General features: G+C 69.4%; 28 protein-coding genes and 1 pseudogene. 16 read left to right on the forward strand and 13 right to left on the reverse strand.

What is annotated here, in order from left to right; all coding sequences use genetic code 11:
- Positions 1–24 precede the first annotated feature (24 nt).
- Positions 25–495 (reverse strand): phenolic acid decarboxylase, encoded by a 471-nt coding sequence (locus C8D81_RS12040; protein ID WP_229117617.1) that lies wholly within the window; start codon positions 493–495, stop codon positions 25–27.
- A 78-nt stretch (positions 496–573) separates the two neighbouring features.
- Here C8D81_RS12040 and C8D81_RS12045 point away from each other — a divergent pair, with 78 nt between their 5' ends.
- From C8D81_RS12045 to C8D81_RS12060, 5 genes are all read left to right on the forward strand, one after another.
- Positions 574–1,119 carry a hypothetical protein gene (locus tag C8D81_RS12045; protein WP_094404355.1) on the forward strand — a complete coding sequence of 182 codons (546 nt, stop codon included), beginning with the start codon at positions 574–576 and terminating at the stop codon, positions 1,117–1,119.
- The gene (locus tag C8D81_RS21590; protein WP_229119576.1) at positions 1,116–1,751 is read left to right on the forward strand and encodes a hypothetical protein; all 636 of its coding nucleotides are present in this window, start codon (positions 1,116–1,118) and stop codon (positions 1,749–1,751) included. The genes C8D81_RS12045 and C8D81_RS21590 overlap by 4 nt, the downstream gene beginning before the upstream one ends.
- A 2-nt stretch (positions 1,752–1,753) precedes the next feature.
- On the forward strand, positions 1,754–2,044 hold the full coding sequence (locus C8D81_RS21595) for a VRR-NUC domain-containing protein (RefSeq protein WP_229117670.1): 291 nt from the start codon (positions 1,754–1,756) through the stop codon (positions 2,042–2,044).
- On the forward strand, positions 2,041–2,625 hold the full coding sequence (locus tag C8D81_RS12055; RefSeq protein WP_094404357.1) for a recombinase family protein: 585 nt from the start codon (positions 2,041–2,043) through the stop codon (positions 2,623–2,625). Before C8D81_RS21595 ends, C8D81_RS12055 begins: the two co-directional genes overlap by 4 nt.
- Positions 2,626–2,717: 92 nt before the next feature.
- Positions 2,718–3,704 (forward strand): Abi family protein, encoded by a 987-nt coding sequence (locus tag C8D81_RS12060; RefSeq protein WP_094404358.1) that lies wholly within the window; start codon positions 2,718–2,720, stop codon positions 3,702–3,704.
- Positions 3,705–3,818: 114 nt separating this feature from the next.
- Here the strand turns inward: C8D81_RS12060 and C8D81_RS12065 are convergent, their stop codons facing one another.
- A complete protein-coding gene (locus tag C8D81_RS12065; protein WP_229117619.1) occupies positions 3,819–4,799 on the reverse strand; it encodes an arsenic resistance protein in 981 nt (326 codons plus the stop codon).
- A gap of 77 nt (positions 4,800–4,876) precedes the next feature.
- On the opposite strand from C8D81_RS12065, the gene cmtR reads away from it, so the two are divergent.
- The 7 genes and pseudogenes from cmtR to C8D81_RS21610 all read left to right on the forward strand — a co-directional run bounded on the left by cmtR (position 4,877) and on the right by C8D81_RS21610 (position 10,912).
- On the forward strand, positions 4,877–5,245 hold the full coding sequence (cmtR, locus tag C8D81_RS12070) for a Cd(II)/Pb(II)-sensing metalloregulatory transcriptional regulator CmtR (protein WP_094404359.1): 369 nt from the start codon (positions 4,877–4,879) through the stop codon (positions 5,243–5,245).
- On the forward strand, positions 5,242–7,209 hold the full coding sequence (locus C8D81_RS12075; RefSeq protein ID WP_094404699.1) for a heavy metal translocating P-type ATPase: 1,968 nt from the start codon (positions 5,242–5,244) through the stop codon (positions 7,207–7,209). The genes cmtR and C8D81_RS12075 overlap by 4 nt, the downstream gene beginning before the upstream one ends.
- Positions 7,210–7,221: 12 nt before the next feature.
- Entirely contained in the window at positions 7,222–7,851 is a 630-nt protein-coding gene (locus C8D81_RS21275) for a hypothetical protein (RefSeq protein WP_208109246.1), read from the forward strand.
- A gap of 92 nt (positions 7,852–7,943) precedes the next feature.
- A complete protein-coding gene (arsB, locus tag C8D81_RS12085; protein ID WP_094404360.1) occupies positions 7,944–9,038 on the forward strand; it encodes an ACR3 family arsenite efflux transporter in 1,095 nt (364 codons plus the stop codon).
- Entirely contained in the window at positions 9,035–10,036 is a 1,002-nt protein-coding gene (locus tag C8D81_RS21785; protein ID WP_094404361.1) for a metalloregulator ArsR/SmtB family transcription factor, read from the forward strand. Before arsB ends, C8D81_RS21785 begins: the two co-directional genes overlap by 4 nt.
- 15 nt (positions 10,037–10,051) lie before the next feature.
- Positions 10,052–10,462, forward strand: a pseudogene (locus tag C8D81_RS21605) (arsenate reductase ArsC); the annotation flags it as partial.
- A 99-nt stretch (positions 10,463–10,561) separates the two neighbouring features.
- Entirely contained in the window at positions 10,562–10,912 is a 351-nt protein-coding gene (locus C8D81_RS21610) for an arsenate reductase/protein-tyrosine-phosphatase family protein (protein WP_229117672.1), read from the forward strand.
- A gap of 228 nt (positions 10,913–11,140) precedes the next feature.
- On the opposite strand, the gene C8D81_RS12100 is transcribed toward C8D81_RS21610, so the two are convergent.
- The 3 genes from C8D81_RS12100 to C8D81_RS12110 form a co-directional block, all read right to left on the reverse strand.
- Positions 11,141–11,617 (reverse strand): heavy metal-responsive transcriptional regulator, encoded by a 477-nt coding sequence (locus C8D81_RS12100; RefSeq protein ID WP_094404700.1) that lies wholly within the window; start codon positions 11,615–11,617, stop codon positions 11,141–11,143.
- Between the two features lie 316 nt (positions 11,618–11,933).
- A complete protein-coding gene (locus C8D81_RS12105; RefSeq protein ID WP_094404363.1) occupies positions 11,934–12,998 on the reverse strand; it encodes a flavin-containing monooxygenase in 1,065 nt (354 codons plus the stop codon).
- On the reverse strand, positions 12,995–14,311 hold the full coding sequence (locus C8D81_RS12110) for an NAD(P)-binding domain-containing protein (RefSeq protein WP_208109247.1): 1,317 nt from the start codon (positions 14,309–14,311) through the stop codon (positions 12,995–12,997). The genes C8D81_RS12105 and C8D81_RS12110 overlap by 4 nt, the downstream gene beginning before the upstream one ends.
- An 86-nt stretch (positions 14,312–14,397) precedes the next feature.
- On the opposite strand from C8D81_RS12110, the gene C8D81_RS12115 reads away from it, so the two are divergent.
- The 3 genes from C8D81_RS12115 to C8D81_RS12125 all read left to right on the forward strand — a co-directional run bounded on the left by C8D81_RS12115 (position 14,398) and on the right by C8D81_RS12125 (position 15,910).
- Positions 14,398–14,748 carry an ArsR/SmtB family transcription factor gene (locus C8D81_RS12115; RefSeq protein ID WP_094404365.1) on the forward strand — a complete coding sequence of 117 codons (351 nt, stop codon included), beginning with the start codon at positions 14,398–14,400 and terminating at the stop codon, positions 14,746–14,748.
- Between the two features lie 23 nt (positions 14,749–14,771).
- The gene (locus C8D81_RS12120; protein WP_094404366.1) at positions 14,772–15,266 is read left to right on the forward strand and encodes a GNAT family N-acetyltransferase; all 495 of its coding nucleotides are present in this window, start codon (positions 14,772–14,774) and stop codon (positions 15,264–15,266) included.
- Between the two features lie 299 nt (positions 15,267–15,565).
- Entirely contained in the window at positions 15,566–15,910 is a 345-nt protein-coding gene (locus C8D81_RS12125) for a hypothetical protein (protein WP_094404367.1), read from the forward strand.
- 56 nt (positions 15,911–15,966) lie between these two features.
- Here C8D81_RS12125 and C8D81_RS12130 read toward each other — a convergent pair whose 3' ends face one another.
- From C8D81_RS12130 to C8D81_RS20955, 4 genes are all read right to left on the reverse strand, one after another.
- Positions 15,967–16,215 carry a hypothetical protein gene (locus tag C8D81_RS12130; protein WP_094404368.1) on the reverse strand — a complete coding sequence of 83 codons (249 nt, stop codon included), beginning with the start codon at positions 16,213–16,215 and terminating at the stop codon, positions 15,967–15,969.
- A 161-nt stretch (positions 16,216–16,376) separates the two neighbouring features.
- The gene (locus tag C8D81_RS12135; protein ID WP_094404369.1) at positions 16,377–17,297 is read right to left on the reverse strand and encodes a hypothetical protein; all 921 of its coding nucleotides are present in this window, start codon (positions 17,295–17,297) and stop codon (positions 16,377–16,379) included.
- The gene (locus C8D81_RS12140; protein ID WP_094404370.1) at positions 17,294–17,629 is read right to left on the reverse strand and encodes an Lsr2 dimerization domain-containing protein; all 336 of its coding nucleotides are present in this window, start codon (positions 17,627–17,629) and stop codon (positions 17,294–17,296) included. The genes C8D81_RS12135 and C8D81_RS12140 overlap by 4 nt, the downstream gene beginning before the upstream one ends.
- Before the next feature lie 89 nt (positions 17,630–17,718).
- Entirely contained in the window at positions 17,719–17,886 is a 168-nt protein-coding gene (locus C8D81_RS20955) for a hypothetical protein (protein ID WP_166646793.1), read from the reverse strand.
- A gap of 416 nt (positions 17,887–18,302) precedes the next feature.
- Here C8D81_RS20955 and C8D81_RS12145 point away from each other — a divergent pair, with 416 nt between their 5' ends.
- Positions 18,303–18,521 carry a helix-turn-helix domain-containing protein gene (locus C8D81_RS12145; protein WP_094404371.1) on the forward strand — a complete coding sequence of 73 codons (219 nt, stop codon included), beginning with the start codon at positions 18,303–18,305 and terminating at the stop codon, positions 18,519–18,521.
- A gap of 18 nt (positions 18,522–18,539) precedes the next feature.
- On the opposite strand, the gene C8D81_RS12150 is transcribed toward C8D81_RS12145, so the two are convergent.
- From C8D81_RS12150 to C8D81_RS12165, 4 genes are all read right to left on the reverse strand, one after another.
- Positions 18,540–19,352: a GIY-YIG nuclease family protein gene (locus C8D81_RS12150; RefSeq protein ID WP_094404372.1), complete on the reverse strand. Its 813-nt coding sequence runs from the start codon at positions 19,350–19,352 to the stop codon at positions 18,540–18,542.
- Between the two features lie 25 nt (positions 19,353–19,377).
- The gene (locus tag C8D81_RS12155) at positions 19,378–21,414 is read right to left on the reverse strand and encodes an ATP-binding protein (protein ID WP_094404373.1); all 2,037 of its coding nucleotides are present in this window, start codon (positions 21,412–21,414) and stop codon (positions 19,378–19,380) included.
- 88 nt (positions 21,415–21,502) lie between these two features.
- The gene (locus C8D81_RS12160; RefSeq protein ID WP_094404374.1) at positions 21,503–21,712 is read right to left on the reverse strand and encodes a helix-turn-helix domain-containing protein; all 210 of its coding nucleotides are present in this window, start codon (positions 21,710–21,712) and stop codon (positions 21,503–21,505) included.
- A gap of 64 nt (positions 21,713–21,776) precedes the next feature.
- Complete coding sequence (locus C8D81_RS12165; RefSeq protein WP_094404375.1) at positions 21,777–22,832, reverse strand: Eco57I restriction-modification methylase domain-containing protein; 1,056 nt, start codon at positions 22,830–22,832, stop codon at positions 21,777–21,779.

Consider the following 22,832-nt stretch of genomic DNA (forward strand, 5'->3'; position numbering starts at 1 on the left):
GCGCCCGCGGGGTCGCCGATCGGATCAGTTGGTCCGGTCGGCGAAGCCGGCTGGCAGGTCTGCGGGTGCGACGGAGATGAGCGAGTCGTCGTCGGCGCCCACTTCTTCGAAGAGCGTGATCCGCGCGAACTCGGGGACGACCCAGATCGGGTAGGTGGGGCCCTGGTCGCGAAGGGTGCGCATCTGGTCAAGGTGGTCGTTCTGGAAGACCACGGTCTTCGAGCCGTCCTCCTCGATCCAGTGGGGGAAGAAGATCGTGCCGTGTACGCGGTGCTTCTCCGGCATCACGTTCACCACGACACAGGTGCCGGTCGGTTCGTTCCAGGAGACCTTGTAGACACCGTCGTCGATCTGGGCGAGGTCGACCTGCTGGTCCTTCACCCATCGTCCGCCGACGATGCCGCTGTGGATGCGGTAGTCGATCGTCGTCGCGTTCTTCACATACATCTCGTACTGCCAGCCGTTGGCGTACCACGCGGAGCCGGCGCGCAGCACATGCCGAGACGAGCGGACCGGGAAGGACCCGGACGGGAAGCCGCAGCCAGAAAGGAAAGACGAGAAGGAGACAGATCAATGTCTGATCAGAACATCAATATCAAGCTGGATCGCGGTCCCGACAACCACGCCTGGACGGTTCTCGGCACGCTGCTCGCCTGCGGCGCGGCGGGCATGGTCGCCTGGGTCGTCAGCGCGGCCGGGATGCTCGACCTGGCCGCCACCGGCCTCACCTTCTTCACTCAGCTGCTCTCGATGATGTTTAAGGTCGGCCTGCTGGTCCTGCCGGAGAAGAAGAGCAGCGACTTCAGCGAGACCTCCGGCCTGCTCAAGACGGCCTGGCGCGAGTTCCAGGAGTTCCAGGCCAAGTCGCCGATCTGGCGTCTCGCGGTCCTGGCGCTGGGCTTCACCATCGTGTTCATGATCGCCCGCCTGGGCCTCAGCTTCGCACTGGGCGTCTTCGGGAACATCTGGATCGCCGGCGCGGCAGCGGCGCTTCTCGCCTCGCTCATCGTCGCGCCGAACCTCTTCAGCGGGTTCTTCTCGCGGCTCAAGTCGAAGAGCGGCGTGCAGATCAAGCCCCGCATCGACGACGAGCCGGAGTCCGGGAAGGAGGCGGCGTGATCATGAGCGCCACGACCAAGACCATGAGCACGGTCGCCGGCCTCGCGCTGGCGGCGGTGGCCCTCAGTGGCTGCGTCGTCGTCGAGCCCGCCCCGAGCGAGGCGGACGGCAAGCCGAAGGTCAGCGCTCCGGCCGACCCGGTGCCGACCGAGAAGCCCCAGCCCTCTGAGACGGCAACGCCCAGCGAGTCGCCGGAGCCGACCAAGAGCGGCGGCCCCATCGTCGACCTCGAGCCCGAGACCGGCACCAGCTACGTCAAGGCGATGAAGCCGGGAGGCCTGCTGTCCCCCAGCAAGGTGGTGGGTCCCTGGCTTTTCCAGTGGCACGTCGACGGCGACAAGGTCGTCTACAAGGAGGTCCTCTGCACTGGCACCGCCGCTCGAGAGGCGACCGCGACCCTCGAGGGCTCCGGCAAGGACCGGACCGTGCGCTGGGTGGACAACGGCGACGGCGAAGCTGACGATCCGTGGGTCGGAAATGCTCCCACGAAGACCACCCGCGCCGACGTGACCGACACGACGATGCGCGTCGGACTCCTCGACACCGCGACGACCGACGTCGCCGACGAGAAGTCGAAGTTCAAGCAGTACTGCATCGACTCCGGCGAGGACGTCGCCGGGTATTTCAAGTGACGATGCTCGAGCACGAGGTCGAAGCCCATCTGCGGGCGCGGTGCCGACAGATGGGCTTCCTCTGCATGAAGTTCACCAGCCCCGGCCGCGCCGGCGTCCCCGACCGGGTCGTCGTCACGCCCGCGGGCACCGTGTTCGTCGAGACCAAGCGGCCCGGCGGGAAGCTGCGCCGACTGCAGGAGGAGGTCACCGAGAAGATGCGGCGCGCGGGTGCCGAGGTCCACGTCGTCGACACTGTCGCCGGCGTCGACGAGCTGGTCGAGCGCCTGGCAGAGAGAAGGGCAGCAGCATGACCAGGTACGGCTACACGCGCACGTCCACCAAGGACAAGCAGGACGACGACCTCCAGCGCCGCGCGCTCGTCGAGGCAGGCGTCGACGAGAAGCACATCCATTCGGACCAGGTCTCCGGATCGAAGGCCGCGAGGACGCGCACGGGCTGGTCCGCGCTCGACGCCCTTCTCCAGGACGGCGACGAGCTCGTCGTGTGGCGCATCGACCGGATCGGGCGCTCCATGATCGACATCATCAACACCGTCCACGACCTGCTCGCCCGCGGCGTGAGCATCCGGTCCGTCTCCGATGGCATCGACCCCAGCACGCGCGAGGGCCGGATGCAACTCAACCTCATGGCGACGTTTGCCGAGTACGAGCGCGAGCTGATCCAGGAGCGCGTCCAGGCCGGCGTGGACGCTGCAAAGGCACGCGGCGTGAAGTTCGGCCGCCCGGCACCGGACGCAAAGATGGTCGCCAGGAACCTGAGGACCGTCCAGCACCTCATCGACGCGGAGGGCCTGGGCGTGGTCGAGGCGGCGAAGACCGTGGGCTGGTCGAAGGCCACCTACTACCGCCACCGGGCAGCGGCCGGTCCGTAGGAGCCCGTCGTCGGCTCCCCGTGCTAGAGTTGAGCCATCACGATCAGCCCGTTGCCGCAAGGCGCGGGCTGATTTTCTTTACCGGGAGGACGATGGTCGAGTACAGCAAGCCGTGGCTGCCGGTGGAAGGGCAGGTCGACCGACTGGTCGAGCACGGGCTCGATGTCGGCGATCGAGAGCATGCGGCTCGGGTGCTGGAGGCGATCGGCTACTACCGGCTCACCGGCTACCTGTACCCGTTCCGCGAGTCCGAGGAGCACGTCGATGACGACGGCCGGACCCGCATCCGCGTGCTCGGCGACTTCCGGCCGGGGACGCGCCTCGCGCACGCCGAGGAGATCATCGACTTCGACCGAGAGCTGCGCATGCTCGTCCTGGACGGCTTGGAGCGGGTCGAGGTCGCCGTGCGCATGCCCATGGGCTACGTGCTCGGTCGTTCGGCCGTCTTCGCCTACGAGGATCCCTCCCTCTTCATGACGGCCTTCACCGCCGACGGCACCGACGTCCGGGATCCGAAGCCGAGCAAGCACGTGCAGTGGCTGCAACGGGTCCGCGATCGGCAGGCCGGCTCCGACGAGCAGTTCGTCGAGCACTTCCGCACGAAGTACGACGACCGGATGCCGGTCTGGGCGCTCACGGAGATCCTGGAGCTCGGACACCTCTCCGTCCTCTACCGCGGGATGAACCAGAAAGACGCCGAGGAGGTCGCTCGGGCTTTCGGAGTCCCGGGCAAGAGGATGATGGCCAGCTGGCTCGCGAGCCTCAACTACGTCCGGAACGTCTCGGCCCACCACGCGCGGCTGTTCAACCGAAAGCTCCAGAACGCGCCGTCACGACCCAAGATCGGCCAGATCCCCGTGCTCGATCACCTCCGAGACTCCGAGAGCGCCAAGCAGGTTTACGGCACCTATAACGCTCTCGCCGTCATCGCCTACCTGCTGCCGTCGATCGAGGCCCGCTCGACCTGGTCGGCGCAGCTCGCATCGCTGCTCCGCAGGTTCCCGGCCACGGAGGCGCTCACGATCCAGTCCTTGGGCGCGCCCGAGGACTGGGCGTCGCTCGCTCTCTGGCAGTCCTGAATAGACGCGGTCTCAGGAACCCCGTCTCGGTCGGGCGCTCAACGAGACAGGGTTCTGAGACCGAGGCCCCCGCAAGACTGCGGGGGCCTCGGTCGCGTCCCGTCAAGGAGATGTCTACGAGACCGACGCAGCCGAGCCGGACGCGGAACCTCGTGTCGGGCCGGGGACGACCTTCGGGACCAGCCGGACGAAGATCACCATGGCGACCAGCTCGGCCAGGGTCTGGGTGACGACGACCAGCGGAGCGAGGTCGAACGCCGCGGGCAGGGCGAGCACCAGCGGCAGCACGACGAGCGAGTTCCGCGTCGCGCCGCTGAACACGACGGCCCTTCGTCCGGGCGCGTCCAGTCCGGCGATCCGGCCGGCCGCCGCGCCGATGGGCACCATGACGGCGGCGAAGAGGACGTAGACCGGGACGACGAGGAGCAGCGAGCCGAGCCGCGCGCTCACACCGGCGACCTGGGAGGCGACGACCACGGCGAGGGTGAGCATCATCAGCGGCACCATCGCGCCAAGGACGACCTCCTGCACGACCCGGCCCGCACGGGTGCGTAGGGCAGCGAACTGCGTGATGCCGGCAGCGGCCAGCGGCAGGACGATGAGCAGCGCGAACGCCTCGACGAACGGCGCGAGGTCGACGGCCTGGACGAACTCGGCCCCGACGAACAGCCACAGATAGAGCGGCAGGAACAGCATCTGCGCGAGCATCAGCAGCGGCGCTGCGGCCAGCAGCCGGTCCTTCGCACCGCCGGCGATGCCGGTGAACACGATGACGTAGTCCACGCACGGGGTCAGCAGCACGAACAGGACGCCGACCAGGAGCACCCGGTCGTGGGCGACGATCCTGGAGAGGGCGAGCACGACGACCGGGACGACGACGAAGTTCACCGCCATCACGGAGGCGAGGAACCGCCAGTCGCGCAGCGCCCGGCCGATCCTGGCGAACGGAACGCCGAGGAAGGTCGCGTAGAGCAGCAGGCCGAGAACCGGGCTGATCGCGGACTCCGCGGGGTGCGCGACGGCGGGTACGACGAGGCCGAGCGCCGCCCCGGCCGCGAGGGCGGCGAGGTACAGCGGCACCTGGTGCCGCTCCATCCACTCCGCTCCCGAACGCATGGCGTCCATTCTCCCGGACCTCCCGATTAGTCAGCAACTGCTGTATAGTTCAGTGCATGCTGACCATTGCTTCGCGCCTCGACGTTTTGAACCGGCTCGGCCGGGCGATGGCCGACCCGACGCGCTCCCGGATCCTGATGGCGCTGCTCGATGGCCCGAGCCACCCCGCCGTGCTGTCGCGCGAGCTGGGGCTGACGCGTTCGAACGTGTCGAACCACCTGTCCTGCCTGCGCGACTGCGGGATCATCGTCGCCGAGCCCGAGGGACGGCAGACCAGGTACGAGATCGCCGATCCGCACCTCGCGGCGGCGCTGACGGCGCTGGTGGAGGTCACGCTCGCGGTGGACGAGGACGCGCCGTGCATCGACCCGCACTGCTCGGTGCCCGGCTGCTGCGCCGCGAACGGCTCGGGGAACGCCTCGTGAGCGACGCCTGCGGCTGCGACGAGCCGACCACCAGCGCCGTCGAGGAGGTAGAGGAGACCGAGCGCCCGAGGTGGCGCGACCCGGGCTTGGCGGTGCCGATCCTCTCCGGGGTCGGGTTCGGCACCGGCCTGGTGCTGGAGTGGTCGGGGCTGCACGTCGCAGCGCTGGCCGCGTTCTGGGCGGGCCTACTGCTCGGCGCGTACACGTTCGTCCCCGGCGCGATCCGGAACCTGGTCGTCAAGCGGAAGCTCGGCATCGCGCTGCTGATGACGATCAGCGCCGTCGGCGCGGTGATCCTCGGCTACGTGGAGGAGGCCGCGGCGCTGGCGTTCCTCTACTCGATCGCCGAGGCCCTGGAGGACAAAGCGATGGACCGGGCCCGCGGCGGCCTGCGCGCGCTGCTGAAGCTCGTGCCGGAGACCGCGACCGTACTGCGCGACGGTGCCTCGGTCGAGGTCCCGGCGAAGGAGATCGCCGTCGGCGACGTGCTGCTGGTCCGCCCCGGTGAGCGGGTCGCGACCGACGGTGTGGTCCGCGCTGGCCGGTCGAGCCTGGACACCTCGGCGATCACCGGAGAGTCGATCCCCGTCGTGGTCGCCCCCGGCGAGGAGGTCTCCGCCGGCGCGATCAACACCACCGGCGTCCTGGAGGTCGAGGCGACCGCCGCGGGCACCGACAACTCGCTGACCACCATCGTGGAGCTGGTCGAGCAGGCCCAGGCCGAGAAGGGCGACCGGGCCCGCATCGCTGACCGGATCGCCCGGCCGCTGGTGCCCGGCGTGATGGTCCTCGCGGTGTTGGTCGGCGTGCTCGGTGCGCTGCTCGGCGACCCCGAGACCTGGATCACCCGCGCCCTGGTCGTGCTGGTCGCGGCCAGCCCGTGCGCGCTGGCGATCGCGGTGCCGGTCACCGTGGTGTCCGCGATCGGGGCGGCGACGAAGTTCGGCGTCGTCATCAAGAGCGGGGCCGCCTTCGAGCGCCTCGGCGGCATCCGCCACCTCGCCGTGGACAAGACCGGCACCCTGACCCGCAACCGGCCCGAGGTCACCGCCGTGGTCGCAGCCGACGCCTTCGACGAGGCGCAGGTGCTGGCTTGGGCCGCCGCCGTCGAGCAGCACTCGACGCACCCGCTCGCCGCCGCCATCGCCGCCGCAGGCCAGGGAGCCCCCGCCGCGCAGGACGTGACCGAGGAGGCCGGGCACGGTATCGGCGGCCTGGTCGACGGCCGCCGGGTGAGAGTGGGCAGCCCCCGCTGGATCGACGCGGGCCCGCTCAAGGCCCGGGTCGAGGACCTGGAGGCCGAGGGCCAGACCTGCGTGCTCGTCACGGTCGACGGCCAGCTGGCCGGGGCGCTCGGCGTCCGCGACGAGCTGCGCCCCGAGGTCCTCGACGTCGTGCGCACGCTGCAGGCCCAAGGCGTCGAGGTGAGCATGCTCACCGGCGACAACGCCCGCACCGCGCACGCGCTCGCGCAGCTCGCCGGGATCGGCGACGTGCACGCCGAGCTGCGCCCCGAGGACAAGGCCCGCATCGTCGCCCAGCTGGCGGAGAAGTCGCCCACGGCGATGATCGGCGACGGCATCAACGATGCCCCCGCCCTGGCCGGGGCGACCGTCGGCATTGCGATGGGCGCGACCGGCTCAGATGCCGCGATCGAGTCCGCCGATGTCGCCTTCACCGGCCACGACCTCGGCCTCATCCCGCAGGCGCTGCGCCACGCCCGCCGCGGCCGGGCGATCATGAACCAGAACATCGTGCTGTCCCTGGCCATCATCACCGTGCTGCTGCCGCTGGCCATCACCGGCGTGCTGGGCCTGGCCGCTGTCGTGCTCGTCCACGAGGTCGCCGAGGTCGTCGTCATCGCCAACGGGCTGCGCGCCGCGCGTGCCAAGCGTCCTGCGGCGGCTGCGTCGCGTGAGACGACGTCACCGGCAGCGGCAGCGGTCCGCGCGGGCAGAGACTGAGAGGAGTTGATCATGGAGATCACGCTGCAGTACTTCGACGGGTGCCCGAACTGGGAGGTCCTCGACCAGCTGCTTGCGAAGGTGCTCGACGGCCGACCAGACGTCCGGGTCGGCCATGAGCGGGTCGAGACCGCCGAGGACGCCGTACGCCTCGGGTTCCACGGCTCGCCGACCGTCCTTGTCGACGGCGTCGACCCCTTCGCCGACGAGCACGCGCCCGTCGGGCTCGCGTGCCGCGTCTACCGGACACCCGACGGCCTCGCCGGTTCGCCGACCGTCGACCAGCTGCACGCTGTCATCGGTGGAGCGCCGATGACAGCGGCGACGCGAGTCGAGTCGCCCGTCGGGCCACTGCCAGGATTGCCGATCGCCTGCGCGCTCACGCCCAGCGCGGGCAAGGAGCAGGTCCAGAGGTGGCGGGCGTTCGACGACGAGCATCTCCTCGCGGTCGAACGCGGCGAGACCAGACTGGTCGTGCACTACGCCAGAACCGACGACTCCGCGCAGCGGCTGCGCGACCTGGTCGCAGTCGAGAGTTCCTGCTGCTCGTTCGTGGACTGGCGGATCGACGACGACCACGACGATCTGCGTCTCGTCGTCACCGGCACCCCGGACGAGCTCGCCGCGCTCAGCGTCGGATAGCTCGGCGCGCCGCTTGCTCGGGCGCGTCACCGCACTGCGATGGGCTGTCATCGCCGGTTGCACGCTGAATCGAAGAGTGTCAATATAGAGGCATGTCTAATCAAGCGGCGACCGCTGCGCCTCCGGCGACCCGACGGCTCTCGACCCTGGACCGGTGGCTGCCCGCCTGGATCGGCCTGGCGATGGTCGCCGGCCTGCTCCTCGGCCGTCTTGTCCCCGGCCTGTCCGGCCTGCTGTCCCGACTCGAAGTCGGCGGGATCTCAGTGCCGATCGCGCTGGGACTGCTGGTGATGATGTACCCGGTGCTCGCAAAGGTCCGCTACGACCGGGTCGCCGCCGTCACCGGCGACAAGAAGCTGCTCATCTCCTCGCTGGTTCTGAACTGGCTCGTCGGACCCGCGGTCATGTTCGCCCTGGCCTGGGCCTTCCTGCCGGACCTGCCCGAGTACCGCACCGGCCTGATCATCGTCGGGGTCGCGCGGTGCATCGCGATGGTGGTGATCTGGAACGACCTCGCCTGCGGCGACCGCGAGGCCACCGCGGTGCTGGTGGCGATCAACTCGGTGTTCCAGGTCGTGATGTTCTCGGTGCTGGGCTGGTTCTACCTCGCCATGCTGCCCGGCTGGCTGGGCCTGGACACGCAGGGTCTGGACGTGTCCGTGGGCCAGATCGCGCTCAACGTCCTGGTCTTCCTCGGCGTCCCGCTCGTCGCCGGCTTCGCCTCCCGGTGGATCGGCGAGAAGCGCCGCGGCCGGGAGTGGTACGAGGAGAAGTTCCTGCCCCGGATCGGGCCCTGGGCGCTGTACGGGCTGCTGTTCACGATCGTGCTGCTGTTCGCGCTGCAGGGCGAGGCGATCACCTCCAACCCGCTCGACGTCGCCCGGATCGCGCTGCCTCTGCTGGCCTACTTCGCGATCATGTGGCTGGCCGGGATGCTGCTCGGCCGCGGCCTCGGCCTGGGCTACGCCCGGTCGACGACGCTGGCGTTCACCGCTGCGGGCAACAACTTCGAGCTCGCCATCGCCGTCGCCATCGGCACCTTCGGAGCCGCATCCGGGCAGGCTCTGGCCGGCGTCGTCGGCCCCCTCATCGAGGTGCCGGTGCTCGTCGGCCTCGTCTACGTCTCGCTCTGGGCGGCCCGCGCCTGGTTCCGCACCGACCCCTACGCCGAATCGAGCCCATCATGACCACTGCCGAAGTCGTCACCGACGCCGGGGCCTGCGCGCCGTCCGCGACGCACGCGATCGGCCAGGACGCCGCCGCGACCGTGGCCGGCGCGCTCAAGGCGCTCGCGGAGCCGCTGAGGCTGCGGATGCTCTCGGCGATCGCGACTGATCCCCGCGGCGAGTCGTGCGTGTGCGACCTCGCCGAGCTGGCCGACGTGTCCCAGCCCACCGTCTCCCACCACCTGAAGGTGCTCAAGGAGACCGGCCTGCTGCTGTCCGAGCGCCGCGGCACCTGGGTCTGGTACCGGATCGCCCCGGCGAGGCGGCGCGCCGTCGCCGCGCTGCTCGACGCATTCGCACCGGCCGCGGTCGCCGACGCCACCGAGCAGACCGTGCCCCGCGCCGCGGCGCTGCCTGACATGGACGGCCGGGTCACCCGCCTGGGCGAGGAACTGGCCGACGAAGCAACGAGCCTGGACCGCGACCTCGTGATCGCGATCGTGCGGGAGTCCTACGCGGGCCTCGCGCGCTCAGCCAAGCTGACCCAGCACATGATCCCGCTCACCGAGCGCTTCGCCCGCCAGCGCCTCGCCGACCTGACCCGGGACCGGGAGACCGGGGTGCCGCAGGTGCTGTTCGTGTGCGTGGCCAACGCCGGCCGCTCCCAGCTCGCCGCCGCGATCGTCAACCGGCTCGCGGACGGCAAGGTCATCGCCCGCTCCGCGGGCTCGAGCCCGGCTCCCGACGTGCACCCGCACGTCCGATCCCTCCTGACCGACATCGAGGGAGCGAAGGAGGCGGAGACGGCGTTCCCGAAGCCGCTCACCGACGACGCCGTCCGCGCCGCCGACGTGGTCGTCACCATGGGCTGCGGCGACGTGTGCCCGATCATCCCCGGCGTCCGCTACGAGGACTGGGCCGTCGGCGACCCCGCGCTGGCCTCGCCCGAGGGCGTCGAAGCGATCCGCGACGACATCGAGCGCCGCGTCCGCACGCTCATCGCCGCCCTCACCGACTGAAAGAAAACATCGAAAATGCCTGAACAGAATCCCTCCGCACCGAAGCCTTCCGTGCTCTTCGTGTGCGTCCACAACGCCGGCCGCTCCCAGATGGCCGCCGGCTTCCTGCGCCACCTGGCCGGTGACCGCATCGAGGTCAGATCGGCGGGCTCGACGCCCGCCGACCAGATCAACCCGGTCGCCGTCGAAGCGATGCTCGAGGAGGGCATCGACATCGCCGCCGAGCAGCCCAAGATCCTCACCACCGAAGCGGTGCAGGACTCCGACGTCGTGATCACCATGGGCTGCGGCGACACCTGCCCCTTCTACCCCGGCAAGCGCTACGAGGACTGGACCCTCGACGACCCCGCCGGCCAGGGAATCGACGCCGTACGCCCCATCCGCGACGAGATCCGCGCCCGCATCGAGAGGCTGGTCGACGAACTGCTCGCGCCCGCCGACGCCGAACAGGCGTCCGACCACGCGCCGTCGGTACTGTTCGTCTGCGTCAAGAACGGCGGGAAGTCGCAGATGGCCGCCGCCCTCATGCGCCAGATCGTCGGCGACGCCGTCGAGGTCCACTCCGCGGGCACAGCCCCCGGGTCGTCGCTCAACGCGCTATCCGCCGCCTCGGTCGCCGAGGTTGGCGCGAGCATGGCCGACGAGCACCCCAAGCCGATCGACCCCGCCCTGCTGCGCACCGTCGACCGCGTCATCGTCATCGGCGACGAGGCCGTCATCGAGCCCGCACAGGGGATGACCGGCACCATCGAGACGTGGACGATCGACGAGCCCTCGGGCCGCGGGATCGACGGCGAGGAGCGGATGCGCATGATCCGCGACGAACTGGCCGAGAAGGTCCGCTCCCTCGCCTCGGAGTTTGAACTGGTCGACTGACTGAGCTGCTTACTGAACCCGCGGCGACAGTCGAGCAGCTCGACGCCGCTTCTCGTCAGCGCGGCGCTGACCCTGCGCAAGGGCGACGCCCTCCCCGGCTAGCACAGGGAGGGACGATCGCATCAGCAGCAGTCGCATCCGCAACCGCAGTCGGGCGGGCAGGACGGGTCGTCGCAGCAGCACCCGTCGGCCCTGATCTCGAGAACAGTGTCGGTCAGCATGGTCATGTCACCTCCCCTCGACGCTCTGGAGCGCTTCGCCAGGCGGGCACCAGCTGGTGCCCGGCGCGGGCGGAGCGCAGTCCTCTCCGGGCAGCGCCGCAGCCATCTCCTGCATCTGGCGTCGCAGCGCCGCGAGAGCGGCGATCTCGGCATCGACCTCGGCGATCCTGCGGTGCAGGAGCTCAGCGGCAGGCTCGCAGGGGCACGAGCCCGTGTCCCTGATCGCGAGCAGGTCGGCAATCTCCTTCAGCCGCAGACCCAGTCGCTGGCAGCCCTGGATGAACAACAGCCGCTCGACCGCCGACCCCTCGTACTGTCGATAACCCGCCGCGGTCCGTGCCGGAGCGGGCAGCAGCCCTTCACGCTCGTAGAACCGCACGGTGTCCGACGACACCCCAGCGCTGGCGGCCAGTTCGGACACCCGCAGGCCGCGCCCGCCCTGCACGGCAGTGGCCCGGCCCGCCTGCCGCGTGGTGATGCTCATGCCTTGAGCGTAAACCTTGGACCTGACTCCAAAGTCAAGCCTCGGGGGCCCAGAAGCCGCACTCGAAACCGAGCCTCCCGATGGCTGCGCAGAGGTGGCCGCAGTCGCAGGCCCCCAGCGGTCGGTGATCGCGTTCACCTGCAGCAGCGTCTCGATTCCCGCGCCCGATCTCGGCACCGCGGCCAGGCGAGCGTGCTCGCAGTCACCGATCCGCGGGGCGAGCACCGGGAACGCGTAGTACAGCAGTCCCCAGGAGACGATCTCGGTCACGCACAGCGCCGCAAGCACCGTGCCCAGGGAAGGGCGCGTCGCAGACTCAGGCAACGGCGGCACCCCGCGCCTGCCTGGCGAGAGCGCCGACGACGTAGTCGGCGTCGCGGTGCACCCCGCGCAGCGTGTTGGAGGAGAACGAGCGCTGGAACTCCAGGCCGAGGAAGCCCACCCCGGACAGCCCGGTCGCCACGCCGCGCTCGTGCTTCGGCGACCCGGAGCCGTCGAGGACCCCGAGGGAGCGCAGGTACGGCAGGTGCGGCCGGTAGCCGGTCGCGAAGACCACCGCGTCGATCCGCTCCCGCGAGCCATCCGGCCACACCACACCGTCGGGGGTGAACGCGGTGAACATGGGCCGCTGGTCGGGCCGTCCGGCCTCCAGCGCCTTCTGGTACTTGCCGGCATCGATGACCGGGGTGCCGGTGACGAGCCGCTCGAGGACCGACGGCGGCAGGAGGTCGGCGCGGGAGACCCTCAGCCACCAGTGCAGATCCCTGCCGGCGATGACCTGGGGCGCGAACCGGACCCGGTCCCGCACCGCCAGCGAGGTCTTGGCGTGCTCGGCCAGCTCGTGGGCGACCTGGACCGCGGAGTTGCCCGCCCCGACGACCACGACCCGCTGACCGGAGAAGTCCTCCGGTGACCGGTAGCCGGCGACGTGCAAGACGCTGCCGCCGAAGGCCTCCAGGCCGGGCATCGTCGGCACGTGCGGGTTGCCGAACGAGCCCGACGCGGCGACCAGCGCGTCCCCGACCAGACCGCTGCCGTCGGCGAGGTCGACCGCGAACGAGGGACCGTCCGCGGCCACGTCGACGACCCGGGCACCGGTGCGGAACTCGACATCAAGACTGCGGGCGTAGCCACGGAGGTAGTCGACGACCTCGTCGCGGCCCGGGTAGCCGTCCGGATCCCCGGGGAACGAGTGGCCCGGGAAGGCGCTGAAGCGGCGCGGGGAGAACAGGTGCAGACTGTCGTAGTACCGGGGCCAGGACCCGACCGGCTCCTGCCCTGCCTCGAGGACCACCGGCTCCCAGCCCTTCTCCCGCCAGGCGCGGGCGGCGGCGAGCCCGGACTGCCCCCCGCCGACGATGATCAGTCGGCCGCGGCTCATCCCGCTGTCCTCGCACCGAGCTGGATCAGCTGCGGCGCGGGCGCGCAGCAGCCGCCCGACGACGCCGCCTCGGGCGCGTCGAACAGGCCCGACCCGCCGCACACCCCGGTGTCGGGCAGCTCCAGGTCCACCCGCGACGCCGCCTCGTGGTCGCCGGCGAGCTCGGCGACCACGCTACGGACCTGCTCATAGCCCGTCATCGCCAGGAACGTCGGTGCCCGGCCGTAGGACTTCGCCCCGACGATGTACAAGTCCGGCTCGGGGTGTTCGAGGTCGGCCGCACCCGTGGCCCGCATCGAGCCGCAGGAGTGGACATTCGGGTCGACCTCGGCGGCGAGCTTCGCCGGAGCCTGCAGCCGCACATCCAGGTCGAGGCGCACCTCGGACAGGAACGACAGGTCCGGGCGGAACCCGGTCGCGACCACCACCCGGTCAGCGGGAGCGAGCCGGCGGCCGTCCTCGGCCACCAGGACCGCCTGGCCGTCCTCGACGACGACTTCTTCGGTGCGAAACCCAGTGACCAGGTCGACGAGGCCGTCCTCGACGGCCCTCCTCGCCCGCTGCCCCAAGGCCCCGCGCTCGGGCAGCTCGTCGGCGACCCCGCCGCCGAAGGCGTTGCCGACCGCGCCGCGGCGCAGCGCCCAGGTCACCCGGGTGGCGGGTTCACGGCGCACGACCGTCGCCAGGTCCCCGATCACGGTCGCCGCCGAGTGGCCGCTGCCGACGACCACCACGTGCCGCCCCGCCAGCGACGCCGCCTCCTCGCGGCTCGGCGTGCGGTGGCCCAGCAGGCCCGCGTCGACCGCGGCGAGCTCGCCCAGCGCAGGCAGGCCGTCCGCGCCCGCTGAGCTCGGGGCCCGCCAGGTGCCCGAGGCATCGATCACCGCACGGGCCTCCAACCGCTCCTCGCCCTCGTCGGCGCGCCGGACGTGAACGACGAACGGCCGCTCGGCGCGACCCGCGTCGACCGAGAGATCGCGACCCTTCCTGCCCACCCCGACCACGCGCCAGCCGTACCGGACGCGGTCGCCCAGCGCCTGCGCGAGCGGGGCGAGATAGCCCTCGACCCACTGCGCGCCGGTCGGGTAGCCGGTCTCCGGCGCGGTCCAGCCGGACGACTCGAGCAGGCGGCGGGCCGCCGGGTCCACGAGCTCCGACCACTGCGAGAACAGGCGCACATGACCCCACTCCGCGACCGCCGAGGCCGGGCCGTCGCCCGACTCCAGGACCAGCGGCTTCAGCCCGCGCTCGAGCAGATGTGCGGCGGCGGCCAGACCCTGCGGACCGGCCCCGATGACGACGACGGGATTCACTTCAACCTCCACGTATTGACGTTCTTCGATGAGTCGAGCCTGCCTCACGTATCGACAGATGTCAGTACGTGAGGCAGAATGGAGGCATGAGCACCACTCCCTCCCTTGAGGCCCCCGTCACGACCGACATCGCGCCCTGCTGCGTCCTCGGCGAAACGATCGACGACGCGGTCGCCCACGACCTGGCGAAGGTGTTCAAGGCCCTCGGCGACCCCACCCGGGTCAAGCTCATGGCGATGATCGCCGGCAGCAGCGACGGCGAGATGTGCGTATGCGACCTCACCGAGCCCGTCGGCCTCTCCCAGCCCACCGTCTCCCACCACATGAAGCTGCTCGTCGAGGCCGGGCTCGTCGAGCGCGAGCAGCGCGGGCGCTGGGCCTACTACCGACCCACCATCGACACCCTCGCATCCGCCGCCAAGGCCCTCATCGCCTGATGGGAATGTTGACGACCAGGCCCATGACGCCGGCTGACTGGCCCGCCGTCGAGGCGATCTACCGCGCGGGCATCGCGACCGGGCACGCCACCTTCGAGCCGCAGCCACCGCCGGACTGGGAAGCGTTCGCCGCCGGCAAGCGCCACGACCTCATGATCGTCGCCGTCGACGCCGACGACAGTGTGCTCGGCTGGGCCGCCGCCGGACCCGTCTCGGCCCGCCCCGTCTACCGGGGCGTGGTCGAGCACTCGGTCTACGTCGACCCTCTCGCGGCCGGGCGCGGAGTCGGGGCGCAGCTCCTCGGGGACTTCCTCGCCCTCACCGACCGCTCGGGCGTCTGGACGGTCCAGTCCTCGGTCTTCCCCGAGAACGCCGCCAGCCTGAAGCTTCACTGGCGCGCGGGTTTCAGGGTCGTCGGCCGGCGCGAGCGCATCGGGCTGATGCCGTGCGGGCCGCTCGCCGGCCAGTGGCGGGACACCGTGCTGATCGAGAGACGGACACTCCCGGTCATCGATTGAGCGTCTTCACTCGGGTTTATTCCGTCGGAACCGAACTGCTCGAATTAATTCGCCGACCCCGGTTCGGCCACGAAATGGCCGGCCAGCCCGTCGCAGACCAAGTCGTGTGCACAGAGCCTTGGATACGCTCGTCGGCCTCCGAGTCCAAGCGCTGATTCGGCGCGCTCCCGTAAAATCGAGGCATGGAGGGTGAGCCCGTGCGAGGCCGTCGAGTCGGGCGCTCGGGTCGCCGCGGAGATCGCCGTCCGCCGAGACCGGGAAATGCCGGCTCCAATCTGGACGGGACGAGGGGGACCGTGATGGACAGTGATCACCGCTCCGCGGCCGCGCCGCTGTGGTCGACTCCGCCCGAGGACCTCGCCCGGGCGATCGCCAAGCGTCCGGGCATGTACCTCGGCGGGGCATCGTACGAGCGCGCCATCGGCTTCCTCACAGGCGTGGCCAGCATCGCCTCCGCGCCGAGCTCATCAGCTTCTACCGGCGTTGCTCCCGAGGAGTTCAGTGCCGGGAGCACCTCCGATCTGCTAGTGCGCATCGCGGCTCTCCGCCGCGACCCGGACATCAACGAGCGCGAGGCGATCCTGGCACTCGAGCCACTGCTCGCAGAGACACTCGCTTCACTGCAGGAGTCGGACGGGGCCTAGCCTCGTCGCTGCTCGGTGAGCTACGGGAAGCGCTCCTCCCACGCCTGCTGGATGCGCTACGGCAGGCCGAGCTCCGTCCAGAGCCGCACGAGGCTGTCGCGGTCGACGTAGTCGCGCAGGTCGTCCTGGGTACGGGCCTCACGCAGGAAGATGCGGATCATCGAGCGCAGCCGGGCCTCGTCCGAGAGGTCGAACGGCCGCGAAGGATTCCACAGCAGACGGTTCAGCAGCTCGACGGTGCCGGTCGCCAGCCCGCGGAGGTCAACGAGCGAGTCAGGGAGCACGAACAACGACGAGAAGGGCACAGCGTCGGAAGAACTCGACCCGTCGGTGCCACTTCGCCTCCTGCACTTCGGTCCGCTGGCAAGCCATGCAGACTTTCTTCGGGGATCACGCCGCGGTCGGCGACCCCGGAAGCCGTTCTCGCGGTCGGCCAGCCGCAGGTTCCCCTATGCCGGATGAGCTCCTACTCGTCCGAGGCCATGCCGAGCTGCTCGCGCAGGCGCTGCGCCTCGGCCTCGATCTTCGCGAGCCGGGTCTCCGCCTTCCTGCGCTTCAAGCCCTCGTCCGGATCCGCGCCCGGAGCGGCCGGCGGCTCCTTCGGGACCAGCCACCCGACGCGCTGGTAGCCGGTGATGCGCCTGGCGTAGCGGCACGTGCGGCACTCCTGCTCCGGCTCGGGTCGTGGCCACCGCAGATCGAGCATCTTGCGGACGTGGTCGCGCTCCGGGCCCTCCTCGGGCCATCCCGTGTGCCCCTCGACGGACCACATGCTCTCGAAGTCGCTACGCATCTCGGCGGCGCGCTCCGCGGTGCACAGCCTCGGTCCGTGCTCAGGCTTCCACTCAACGTCTGCGATGACGTGATCGCAGACGTGCCCGCAGGAGAGCCGGACGCGCCAGAACGCCGAGGAGTGCGGCTCCGGGTTCCGCATCCTCGCCCAGGTCTCGGCGTCCACGCCCTCGTGCGGGCACTCCTCCGGGTCCGGCGGGAACTCCCTGATACGCGAGTCGATCCACTCGACGACGTCGCGGTAGGCCTTCTCCACTCCGCCGTGGTCGCCCGAACACCAGATCTCGCCGACGGGCAGAGGATGCCGGGTGATCGGGTCGAGCCAGGCGTGGCCGTCCGGGTAGTCGTCCGCGCCGCGCAAGAAGATCTCATGCACGCAGCCGCACTCCAGCTGCACTCGCCACCGGAACGCTTCCGTCGCCTCCGGGATGAAGAACGGCCAGAATTCGGGCTTGTACCGGCGACGGAGCGCCTCGACGTGCTCCTCGAAGTCCTGGAGCGCCTGCTTCCGGGGCCGGGCGCGTCCCGGCAGGCGCGCCAGGAGAGCGCCCCGCGTGGTGTCGACCGGGTCAGGCTCCACGTCGTTCTCGTTCACGATGCCGCCTCCGCCCGGGCGTCGACGTACGCCCGGTAGATCTCCTTGGGAATCATCCCGCGGTCGGCGAGCTCGAAGCCGTTCTCACGGGCCCACTTGCGGATCGCGGCTCGCTCCTCGGCGGTGGTCACGGGGATGTCGCGGTTCGGCTTCGGCGCTGCCTGCTCGGCGCGGCGGCCGGCGCTCAAGTAGGGCCGGAGCAGGTCGTCCAATTCGGCGCGCTCCGCCTCGGTGAGGTCGACGTCGCGTCGCTCCGAACCGAGGGCCAGCTGGACGGTGGCGGCACCGGGCTCGCCGGAAAGGTCGGAGACCGTGAGGTGCTTGGTGGCCATGAGGTGTCCTCTCGACAGTGGTCAGGGTCTTCGCCGGCCCGGACCCGCCCAGCCGCCAGCAGGCATCCCCTGCTCCTGTCCGATGCCGTTCATCCGAACTGCTCCTCGCAGTACTTGTCATGCTCCGCCTCGATGTCGGCGACCTCAGGCTGCCCCTCGCGGACGAACGACTTGTCGGATTCGAACTGGATGCGGTTCTCCGTAACGGTGAGGTGTGACTGGTTCACCAGATCACCGCCGTCGCCCCAAACGATCACGGTCCTGTCGTCGTCGAGCTCGCCGTGGCTGGTCGCGCCCTCGTCGGGCCCTTTGCACAGCTCGACCGTATAGGTCGCCTGGTTCCCGTCGATGACGAGCTTCTTGATCTTCCCGTGCGATCCGTCCGTGCCGTAGTAGGTGCCGTCAAGGCCGGACGCCGCCGCGGGAGCCGACGAAGAAGCGGATGAGGCGGAGGCCGAGGCCGAGGGTTCAGACGACCCTCAGCAGCCGGTGAGCGCCAGCAGCGCGGCCAATGCCAGCGCTGCCGAGGCGATCGCCGCAGGGCGAGCAGTCCTTCGTCTCAAGGAGGTTGGCATCATCAGCAGCTCATTCCAATCCACATCGGCTCGCCAACCAACCTACAGGAAGTCATAAGTACCTGGTACTGATCGCTTCCGTTCGCGAGCGTTGAGAGGTGGCGCACAAGGCACTCAAGAAGGTTCTCGGAGAGCAGGTCCGCGCCATTCGACTCGCACGGGGACTCACCCAGGAGCGGATCGCCGAGCAGCTCGGTGTGACCGTCCGCTACTACGCGGGCCTCGAGCGCGGCGAGCGGAACCTCTCGCTCTCATCGGTCGACGCACTGGCCGAGCAGCTCGGAGCAACGGTCACGCTGGCGTTCGACGACGTTTGAGGCCAGAGCCAGCCCACTTCAGTTGCGGTTCAATCCGTGCCTGCGGGTGTCGAGGGCGTTCTTGAAGTGGCTCTCGGCCTCGTCGATGACGCGTGTCGGCGTCGCCGGGTCGAGGACCCTCAAGATCGAGTAGCGGAAGCCGGTCGGATCGACGTTAGGCAGCTCGACGTTGCCGCCGTGGCCATTGGCCGCAAAGGCGCTCCAGCGCTGCCGGATGCTCTCAGCGCCGTCGGCCTTGCCGACGTACTGGCGGCCGTCGCGGGTGTCGGTGATGAGGTAGACGCCGACCACGGACGAGAGCGCTGTCCTCCATGCCGCGTACCTGTGCTCGCGCATCACCGCCTGCAGCTGCGGGCGGTCGAGGACGAGGCGGTCGAAGCCGGGGAACGGCACCGGCTGCGCGTCGGCGATCTCCATGACCGGGTAGCCGGCGGCCGTCGGGCCGTTGAGCCTCCAGGTGCGCGGAGACCTCCAGCCGATCACGAGCCGGTTCCTGAGGTCGGCGAGATGCTCGGAGGCGACCAGGTCGAAGGTGCGCAGAGCGCCGTCGTTCGAGACCTCGCCGCGGTTCTCCAGCACCGACCAGAGGCGAGCCCTGTCGCCGCCCTCGCGGATGAACACCACCCAGATCGGCGGAGGATCGACCGGGAAGATCCGCGGCTTCGCCGACTGCTGACTCGTGTACGCGAGGATCTCCTGGTCGGTCGAGTCCGCATGGATTCCGGGCAGGCCAGTGTCCTCGTGCTCGCGCACGAAGGCGTGGCGGATGGCATGGGCGTCCGCAGGGTCGATGCCGGCACTCCGGAGGATCGCGTCGAGTGTCAAGGGCATCGCAGGTTCCTGCTCTTCGAGGGGCTCAAGTGGGCAGTCCCAGCTTGTCGAAGAACGCCCTGTTGCGCTCAGTGGCCGCGTTGACCAGCCCGTCGAAGCTCATGACCTCGATGTAGGCCTTGGCGGCATTGTTGTAGCCGAAGTACCCGAGGCCGTCGTGGGTGGGACGCAGGTCGGAGATCTCGCACCGCTCGATCATCTTCTCCGTGAGGTCGGCGATGATGTAGCAGAACGCCGGCGGCTCCTGGGTCGGCGGGATCGGCCGGCCCGTCGCGGTCATCACGCCGCCGGCGCGGATCCGCTTCACGTAGTCGAGGCACTGCTGGATCGGGTTCTTGTCCTCGGTGGCGTCCTTGCGCATCGGGCGCTTGATCTCGACCACGACGATCGACGGCAGCGGTAGCTTCTGCCCCTCCGCGGCGAGCACCGGCGAATCGATGAGCCGTGTCGAGAGGACGTCGGGCTCCTTCGTCGACTCGGACCCGGTGACCGGCATGCTCTTGAGCGTCTTGTCCGATGCGAGGTAGTCGTGGAACGCCAGCCTCTCGTCGATGATCCACAGGTTCGATCCGTCGGAGGCGAGGTCGTTCGACTCCGTGCGCATCGGGACGATCAGCGAGTGGATCGCGTCCTCCCGGCTGTACTTCCCGTCCTGGTCGGCGCGGATCAGGCGACCGAGCAGGTCCAGGACCGTGCGGCGGCGCGAGACGTAAGCGGCCAGGTCGGACTGGTTGATCTCGCTGACCGTCGCGAGGTAGCCGGCGAGCCGCTCCGCGAAGTCGTCCGAGGGGTCTGCCTCGGCCTCCGCGAAGATCTCCTGCCCCTTCACGAACGCCTCGGACTCGATCTTCTGCAGATGCTTGTGGAGCTGCAGCTCGAGGTCCTGGTCCTTGACCGACGGGTCGACCGTGATGCCGCGCTCCTCGATCTTTGCCAGCACCGGCCGGTACCGCGGGGCCCGCTTCGCCACGTAGTCGTGGATCCGCTGCTTGCCCTGCTCGCGGGCTGACTCGAGCGGATCCTTGAGGATCTTGGCCACCTCCTCGAGCACGGCCTCGCGGATATCGTCCAGCGAGAGGTCGTCGACGAGCGGCTGACCGGGTATCCGGTCGCTGATGTCGAATGCGGTCCGGTCGGAGCGCACGCGCTCGTCGAGGAAGTCCGACGTCAGGTAGCACGCGTAGACGAACTCGCCGGAGGCCTCGTCCGCGAGCCTGCCGTGGAGCCCCGGCACCTTGCCGCTCAGGTTCTCCTCGATGACGACGCGGCTCGCCGCGCACCAGTGCAGGCGCGGGACGGAGTTCCGCGCGGTCGCCTTCAGCCGGAGGTTGAGCATGTCGAACTTCTGGCCCTTGACCTCGATCGTCGACGACGTCATCGCCGAGTCGACGAACTCGTCCATCAAGTCCGCCAGGGACACCGACTCGTCGTCGTCCGCGACCGTCACGACGGGGGCACCTCCGGGGCGGAGGAAGTACCAGATGCAGTGCTCGAAGATCTCTCGCGCGATCGCGTCGACGCCCTTCGGAGCGTTCTGCTGGAACGACTTCTTGAAGCCGTCGAGACTGATGACCGCTCCCGGGCGCGCGAAGCCGTCTGCGTCCCCATCGTGCTCGACCTCCTGAGCTACGGAGAACCTGAACTGGCGACCTCGGAGCTTCCCGTCGCCGTCCTCGTACGCGCTGCGGACGGACACCATGTCGAAGGCTTTCAGCCAGAGCAGTCGCCCCACGCCGCGGCAGCCGAGGTCGGCCTTGAAGTCGCTGTCCAGCGTCTCGAACGAGGACATGTTCTGCGGCGTGAATCCAACGCCGTCGTCCGAGACGGTGAACCCGATGATCGGCTTCATGGGGGCGCGCCCGGGGCCGGCAGGGCCGAAGTCGAACTCGGCCTGGGAGTCTCGGTGCACCCTCACGTCGATCCGTCCAGGATCGTCGGAGCCGGGCCGCGCGTCGATCGCCTGGATGCCGTTGACGATCGCCTCGAGGAGCGGCAGGAGGGCATGGCTCTTGGGCAGGCTCGTGTTCCGGACTCTGCCCGCCAGGGACGTCGTCAGCGCCATGATCCATCCCTTCCCCGCCGTCGAGGCGACCCTAGCGTCGGCCACCGACACGAACGGTGCGCAGGCGCGATCGGAGCTGCTCCCACGGTCAGCCGCCGTCCCGGAGCTCGAGCTTCAGACCGAGCGCCTGCGCGACCTTCGCGATGGTCGCAGTCGTCACGTCGTTGTTCGCCTCGACGCGCGCGATGGTCGGGCGCGACAGACCGGACTTCTCCCCGAGCTCCGCCTGCGACCATCCCTGCTTCTTCCGGGCCTCGCGGATCACGTCGCCGAAACCGTGCTGCTCCGGTTGGTCCATGCTCACTGGCGTTCCTTAGATCCTGGGTGAGGGTGGCGATTCAGGGCGGCGTCATGCGAAGGTGTCAGGCCATCGGCTTGACGCGCGACTCGATGAACTCGATCTCGGCATCGTCGAGGCCGTACTTCGCGTACAGCCGCTGATCGATCTCGGAGATCGACAGCGACCAGTCGATGTCAGAGTCCGTGGTGAAGTCCTGGTTCGGGACGTGTCGCCAGGTGTGCGCAGCGGTGTGCTGCGTCACCTTGAGGACTCCGAGCATCGCGCGAGCGAACTTCGACTTCACGTACTTCAGCAACGCCTCGGCCTCGGCCTCTGACGCAAAAGATCCGATGGTGAGGAACGTGCTGGTCACCGCCACTCCTGGACCGAGCACTGTCGGGTTGTTCAGCGCTACGCCGAAGAAGTCTGTTGTCGCTCCCGTCCCGTTCGCTTCAGGGAGGGCAACCTTAAAAGCATCAAACGATGAAGGGCCCGTGATGTATTCGCGGCGAAGCCACCGGGTTGTGCGCTTCCGCTCGTAGAGACCGAGCACTTCGACGTAGTCGTGCTCGTCAGAAGGCTTGTGCTCGTGGAAGAGGAACGGGAGCCGTCCGAAGGCGCTGGCGTCAAGCTTGTACGGATTGTCTTTCGACATCAGCGCCCGTGCACCAGGGTTCTCTGAGTGCATCTTGTCCGTGTAGCGATGCTGACGGTCGTTGGTGATGCCCAGGTTGGTGAGAGAGGAGTCGTCCGAGGCCTCGACCTTCAGCAGGATCGCGTTGAGTTCGGGGAACTTGGTGAAGAAGCCGATCGGGCCGAGCTCGCGCTCCGAATCACGGTAAGTGACGGCGATGCCACCCTTGATCGGGTCCGCGAGCCCCGGAAACAGGCGGTTCGAATCGGGTTCGAAGTGAGCCACGGTCAGGTGCTCATCAGCGAGCATCTTCTTGTTCCACGGCTTCGGCGTGAAGCCCGCGTTGGACAGGAATCGTGCCGGTGTGATGAGTACGACTTTGGTGCCGACTTCGTAGACCGCGTCCATGAACAGGTGGTAGATCGGCATATTGTGCGTTGATTCGCCGACCGAATCTTCTTGGTATGGCGGGTTGCCGATCACGACATCGAACTTCTTCACCAT

This window comes from Enemella evansiae (assembly GCF_004362375.1).
Taxonomy (GTDB): domain Bacteria; phylum Actinomycetota; class Actinomycetes; order Propionibacteriales; family Propionibacteriaceae; genus Enemella; species Enemella evansiae.